General features: G+C 70.5%; 4 protein-coding genes. All 4 read right to left on the minus strand.

Features of this window, described 5'->3' with window-relative positions:
- Positions 1-68 precede the first annotated feature (68 nt).
- Entirely contained in the window at positions 69-3563 is a 3495-nt protein-coding gene (gene rpoB / locus I5G_RS14975) for a DNA-directed RNA polymerase subunit beta (RefSeq protein ID WP_022879779.1), read from the minus strand.
- 269 nt (positions 3564-3832) lie between these two features.
- Positions 3833-5422: an urea amidolyase family protein gene (locus I5G_RS14980; RefSeq protein WP_036328624.1), complete on the minus strand. Its 1590-nt coding sequence runs from the start codon at positions 5420-5422 to the stop codon at positions 3833-3835.
- Positions 5419-6165 carry a 5-oxoprolinase subunit PxpA gene (locus I5G_RS14985; RefSeq protein ID WP_022879781.1) on the minus strand — a complete coding sequence of 249 codons (747 nt, stop codon included), beginning with the start codon at positions 6163-6165 and terminating at the stop codon, positions 5419-5421. Before I5G_RS14985 ends, I5G_RS14980 begins: the two co-directional genes overlap by 4 nt.
- Positions 6166-6334: 169 nt before the next feature.
- Positions 6335-7028 (minus strand): N-acyl homoserine lactonase family protein (locus tag I5G_RS22810; RefSeq protein WP_022879782.1); only part of this gene is annotated, 694 nt, incomplete at its 5' end.

Genomic DNA, 7028 nt, shown 5'->3' on the forward strand with positions numbered 1-7028 from the left:
CTGATCGAAAGTGGTTGATTCGAGCACTGGTTCTCCTGTGTCGGAATTCTGTTCGTTGCCTGGCCGGGTCAGATCTCGTCGATGGACGAGGACTCGAAGCGGCTGGAGATGTTGATGCCGAGCTCTTCGGCGGCGCGGAAGGCGTCGTCGTCGGTGTCACGGAGGTTGACCGCCGTGCCGTCGGCCGAGAGGACCTCGACGTTCAGGCAGAGCGACTGCATCTCCTTCATGAGCACCTTGAAGGACTCGGGGATGCCGGGCTCCTGGATGTTCTCGCCCTTGACGATCGCCTCGTACACCTTGACGCGGCCGAGGATGTCGTCGGACTTGATCGTGAGGAGCTCCTGCAGCGCGTACGCGGCACCGTAGGCCTCGAGCGCCCACACCTCCATCTCACCGAAGCGCTGGCCACCGAACTGGGCCTTACCGCCGAGCGGCTGCTGGGTGATCATCGAGTAGGGGCCCGTCGAGCGTGCGTGGATCTTGTCGTCGACGAGGTGGTGCAGCTTCAGGATGTACATGTAGCCGACCGAGATGGGCGCCGGGAACGGCTCTCCGTGGCGACCGTCGAACAGGATGGTCTTTCCGGTGGAGTCGATCAGACGCTCGCCGTCGCGGTTCGGGATCGTCGAGTCGAGCAGACCCGCGATCTCGTCCTCGAAGGCGCCGTCGAACACGGGGGTCGCGACCTTGGTGCCGGGCGCGGCCTCGCGGGCCTGCTCGGGCAGGTGCGCCGCCCACTCGGGCGTGCCCTCGACCTTCCAGCCCTGCTGGGCGATCCAGCCGAGGTGGAGCTCGAGGACCTGGCCGAAGTTCATTCGACCCGGGATGCCGAGCGGGTTGAGCACGACGTCGACGGGGGTGCCGTCGGCGAGGAAGGGCATGTCCTCGATCGGGAGGATCTTGGCGATGACACCCTTGTTGCCGTGGCGGCCGGCGAGCTTGTCGCCCTCGGTGATCTTGCGCTTCTGGGCGATGTAGACCACGACGCGACGGTTGACGCCCGAGCCGAGCTCGTCGTCGCCGTCCTCGGCGTTGAACTCCTTGACGGCGATGATCGTGCCCTGCTCACCGTGGGGCACCTTCAGCGAGGTGTCACGGACTTCGCGGCTCTTCTCGTTGAAGATCGCGCGGAGCAGGCGCTCCTCCGCCGACAGCTCGGTCTCACCCTTGGGCGTGACCTTGCCGACGAGGATGTCGCCGGGACGCACCTCGGCGCCGATGCGGACGATGCCGCGCTCGTCGAGGTCCTTCAGTAGGTCGGGGCTGACGTTGGGGAGGTCACGGGTGATCTCCTCCTTGCCGAGCTTGGTGTCGCGCGCGTCGACCTCGTACTCCTCGATGTGGATCGACGACAGCGTGTCGTCCTTCACGAGGTCCTGGCTGAGGATGATCGCGTCCTCGAAGTTGTGACCCTCCCACGTCATGAAGGCGACGAGGAGGTTCTTGCCGAGGGCGAGCTCGCCGTTCTCGGTGGCGGGACCGTCGGCGATGACCTCGCCGGCCTCGATGCGGTCACCCGCGGAGACGACCACGCGCTGGTTGTACGACGTGCCCTGGTTGGAGCGGTCGAACTTGCGGAGGAAGTAGTCCTGCGTGCCGCCCTCGTCGAGCTGGATCGTCACGACGTCGGCCGAGACCTCCAGGACGACACCCGACTTCTCGGCGGTGACGACGTCACCGGCGTCGATCGCGGCGAAGCCCTCCATACCGGTACCCACGATGGGGGACTCGCTGCGGACGAGCGGCACGGCCTGACGCTGCATGTTCGCACCCATGAGGGCGCGGTTGGCGTCGTCGTGCTCGAGGAAGGGAATGAGCGAGGTCGCCACCGACACCATCTGGCGCGGCGAGACGTCCATGTAGCCGATCTCCTCGATCGGGAACAGGTCGACCTCACCACCCTGGCCGCGACGGGCGAGGATGCGGTCCTCGACGAAGTGGCCGTCGGCCTTGAGCGCGACACCGGCCTGCGCCACGATGTGGTCGGCCTCCTCGCTGGCGGTGAGGTAGTCGATCGTGTCGGTCACGCGACCGTCGACGACGCGACGGTACGGGGTCTCGATGAAACCGAACGCGTTGATGCGCGCGAACGAGGCGAGCGAGCCGATCAGACCGATGTTCGGGCCTTCCGGGGTCTCGATCGGGCACATGCGGCCGTAGTGCGACGGGTGGACGTCGCGAACCTCGACGCCGGCACGCTCACGGGACAGACCACCGGGGCCCAGCGCCGAGAGGCGACGCTTGTGGGTCAGACCCGCGAGCGGGTTGTTCTGGTCCATGAACTGCGACAGCTGCGACGTGCCGAAGAACTCCTTGATCGCGGCCACGACGGGGCGCACGTTGATCAGGGTCTGCGGCGTGATCGCCTCGATGTCCTGCGTGGTCATGCGCTCGCGGACGACGCGCTCCATGCGCGACAGACCGGTGCGGACTTGGTTCTGGATGAGCTCGCCGACCGCGCGGATGCGACGGTTGCCGAAGTTGTCGATGTCATCCACGTCGAGACGGATCTCGGCGGGCTGGCCGTGACGGACACCGTCGAACGTGGTGTCACCGCGGTGCAGACGCACGAGGTACTTGATCGTGGCGACGATGTCGTCGACGGTCAGCACCGAGTCGGACAGCGGCTGGTCGAGACCGAGCTTCTGGTTGATCTTGTAGCGACCCACCTTAGCGAGGTCGTAGCGCTTCGGGTTGAAGTAGAAGTTGTCCAGCAGCGCGCGGGCGGCCTCAGCGGCGACCTGCTCGCCCGGACGGAGCTTGCGGTAGATGTCGCGGAGCGCGTCTTCCTTGGTGAGGATCGTGTCCTTCGACAGCGTCTCCTCGATGGAGTCGAAGCCGGCGAACTCGGCGAGGATGTCCTCGCTCGTGAGGCCGAGGGCCTTGAGGAACACGGTGACGGACTGCTTGCGCTTGCGGTCGATGCGCACGCCGACCTGGTCGCGCTTGTCGATCTCGAACTCGAGCCAGGCACCGCGCGAGGGGATCACGCGAGCGGACACGATGTCCTTGTCGGAGGTCTTGTCGGGCGTCTTGTCGAAGTAGACACCGGGCGAACGCACCAGCTGCGACACGACGACACGCTCGGTGCCGTTGATGATGAACGTGCCCTTGTCGGTCTGGAGCGGGAAATCGCCCATGAAGACCGTCTGGGTCTTGATCTCACCGGTCTGGTGGTTCATGAACTCGGCCTCGACGTACAGCGGGGCGGCGTAGGTCTTGCCGCGCTCCTTGCACTCCTCGATCGAGTACTTCTCGGGCTCGAGGTACGGGTTCGTGAACGAGAGCTGCATGGTCTCGCTCAGGTCCTCGATCGGAGAGATCTCCTCGAAGATCTCCTCGAGGCCGCTGATCTCGGGCACGTCGGTGCGGCCGGCGGCCTGCGCCTCGGCGACGCGCGCCTTCCATGCTTCGTTACCGACCAGCCAGTCGAACGACTCGGTCTGCAGCGCGAGCAGATCGGGAACGGTCAGCTTGTCGGAGATCTTCGCGAACGAGAGGCGGGATGCGCCGCGTCCGCTCTTCGGGGTGGTGGTGGATGCGTTGCTCGCAGCAGCCAAGGGAATAACCTCCAGAAGCCCGGGCGAGGGGCTCGTGATTCCTTGTCGTCAGGTGGAGTGCGTTCCTGCCCCGATAACCTGCGAGTCGCACACCGCGGTGAAGCGGGGACGGGCAGGCTCAGCCGACCACCATATGAGGGCAGGGGGAATCGAGGAGCGCAAAGTCCAAGCATACGCGGGAGGACGCGCCGTGTCCAGTCGAATTCTTGACGACTTTGCGTACCTGCGGTATAACCGCGAGCGCTCCCCCGGGATTCCCGCCTCCGACCCTAGCGAGACCCGCGGAATCGCACGCGATCACCGGGCCGCACCTGCGCGAGACGGTCGAGCGTGGCATCCGTCACCACCGCGATCACGGGGTACCCGCCGGTCACGGGACCGTCGGCGAGCAGGACGACCGGACGCCCGTGCGGCGGCACCTGGAGCGCGCCGGGGCGCATGCCCTCGCTCGGCAGTTCGCCCTGCCGCACCCGCTCCAGCTCCGGACCGTCGAGACGGATGCCGACCCGGTCGGCGTCGCTCGAGACCGTCCAGGTCGCGTCCCGCAGGGTCTGGCGCGCGGCCGGGGTGAACCAATCGGCGCGCGGTCCGGGCGCGACATCGACCTCCACCGTCGACCCCGGCACCGACCACGGGAAGAAGTCCACGACGGGGATCAGGTCGCGCGGCTCGCCCGCGTGCAGCACGTCCCCGGCGCGCAGCGCGGGCGGTCCGAACGACGCGAGCACGTCGGTCGAGCGCGACCCCAGCGCCTCCGGCGCCACGACCCCGCCGCGCACCGCGAGCACGAACCGGGCGCCCGCGCGGGCGATACCGATCGACAGCTCGGCACCGGCGGGAAGGAACACGGGGGTGAAGGCATCCATCGCCCTCCCGTCGAGGCGCAGATCGGCGAGCGCGCCCGTGACGGCGACCCACGTGTCGCGTTCGGCGACGGCGCGGAACCCGCCGAGCACGATCTCGACGCCCGCGGCGGAGGGGTCGTTGCCGACGAGCCGGTTGGCGACGCGGAGGGCCGCGCGGTCGAGCGCGCCGGAGCGGGCGACGCCGAGCGCGGCGCGGCCGGGGCGGCCGAGGTCCTGCACGGTCGCGAAGGCGCCGGGGGCGAGGACGCGGAGGGAGGGGCGACCCGCGTGCGGCAAGGGAGGGGAGGAGATCCCGGGAGCGGAGGATGCCGCCGCGGCATCCGGTCCTCCCCTCACCGAATCTCCTCCCTCCGTGGGTGCTCCGGGCGCGGAGACGTGCGAGCGCGAGGGCACGAACCGGACGCGGGCTCCGGGGGTGAGGAGCACCGGGTCGGCGGAGTCGGGGGCGAAGAGCAGCGCGTCGGTCGTGCCGATGAGGCGCCAGCCGCCCGGGGTCTCGCGGGGATACGCGCCGGTGAACTCGCCCGCGAGGCCGACCGACCCCGCGGGCACGCGCGTGCGCGGTCGCGGGAGCCGCGGGACGTCGTGGGGCCACGCGTCGCTCACGAGGTACGCGAACCCGGGCGCGAACCCGGTGAAGGCCACGCGCCAGGGCGCGGCGGTGTGGCGGGCGATGAGCTCCGCGGGACGGATGCCGAGGAGAGCGGCCGTGTCGTCGAGGTCGGCGCCGTCGTACCGGACGGGGATCTCGACGAGCGCCCCGGGCGGCACGGCATCCGGGGCCGAGGTGGCGGCCGAGAGCACCCACGCGCGGACCGTGGCGGGGGCGATGCGCGCCGGATCGAAGGCGACGAGCACGGTGCGGGCGGCCGGGACGAGGTCGTCGATCCCGGCGGGCGGGTGCGCGGCGAGCGCGGCGTGGAGCTGCAGAACCCCGGAGAGGTCGTCGACCTCGGCCAGCAGCGCCCGCTCCCCCATCGGCCGCAGGGTCACCACGGCGCGCGTACCTCTATCCCTGCGTCGTCGAGCGCGGCGCGCACCGCCCGGGCCATCGCGACCGCGGCGGGGGTGTCTCCGTGCAGGCACAGGGAAGCGGCATCCACGGTCAGGGTCGTGCCGTCGATGGCATCCACCGTCCCCTCGATGGCGAGGCGCAACGCGCGGTCGGCGACGCGGACGGGGTCGTCGATGAGCGCCCCCGGCTGGTCGCGGGGCACGAGGCCGCCGCGCGCGGTGTATCCGCGGTCGAGGAACGCCTCGTGCACGAACGGGAGTCCCGCGGATGCCGCGGCCTCGACGATGGCGCCCGGGAGACCGAGCACGGGCAGCGGTCGGCCGAGGCGGGCGGAGTGGTCGGCGATCGCGGCGACGACCGCGGCGGCCTGCACCGGGTCGGCGGAGACCGCGTGGTACAGCGCGCCGTGCGGTTTCACGTACCGGAGGTCGGCACCGGCGGCCTCGAGGGCGTCGAGCTGTCGGGCGACGCTCGCGCGCAGCTCGCCCGGGGGCGGGTCGCGGCGGATGCGGCCGAAGTTCGCGCGGTCCTCGTACGACGGGTGGGCGCCGATCGCGACGCCGAAGCGGGCGGCCCGTTCGACCGAGGCGCGCATCGAGGCGTCGTCGCCCGCGTGCCCGCCGCACGCGACCGACGCGCTGCTCACGAGCGCGAACATCGCTTCGTCGTCGGCGGTCGGCATCCCGTCGACGGTCTCTCCCAGGTCGGCGTTGAGGTCCACGCTGCCACGGTACTCGCGTGGGCGCCCCCGGTTTTGGGGCGCGATCCTCGTTCCGGGGCGCGATTCGCACGCCCCGAAACGAGAGACGCGCCCCAAACCCGGGAAGCCGGGGACGCGGCGACGCGGCGGCCGCGGGGCACCGGCGACGCGGGGCACCGGCGACGCGGGGTCAGCGGGAGCGGACGATCGCGGACCAGACCGGGAAGTCGGGGTCGTGGGCGGGCCAGACCTCGGACGACGGGGCCTTGTGCAGGGAAGCCAGGCGTGCGATCGCGCGGTCGGCGAGCGCGGGGCCCTCGGGTCCCACCGTCGAACCGCAGCGGACCTCGCGCTCGATGTTGTCGAGCAGGTCCGCGGCGTCTCCGGCCAGGACGACGGTGCCCTCGGGCAGCTCCACCGCGAAGGACTGGTGCCCCGGGGTGTGCCCGGACGTGTCGATCGCGTTCAGACCCGCCGCGAGCGGCGTATCGCCGTCGAGGAGGCCGAGGGTGAGGCCGTCGCGGTCGAGGTCGGCGCGGAACAGGAAGTTCCCGCGAGCGTCGGTCGTCTCGTTGACGTGCTGCCACTCGCGGCGCTGCAGCAGCAGCGGCTGGTCGGGGGCAAGCAGGCGCGCGGCACCCGTGTGGTCGAAGTGCGAGTGCGTGAGCAGCGCCGCCGCGAGATCGCCGAGGTCGAGCCCGGCCTCGGCGATCTGGTCGACCAGCGGGTCGCCGGGCGGGACGATCGGCGTGTAGTTCTCGTAGTCGAAGGATGCCGTGCGCGTGGCGCGGTCGCGGATGCGCGCCGGGTCGAACCCGCCGTCGACGAGCACCCACCCCTCGTCGAACACGACGGCGACCGCCGTCACCGGCTCCATGAGGAAC

Source organism: Microbacterium sp. B19 (assembly GCF_000333395.1).
Lineage (GTDB): Bacteria > Actinomycetota > Actinomycetes > Actinomycetales > Microbacteriaceae > Microbacterium.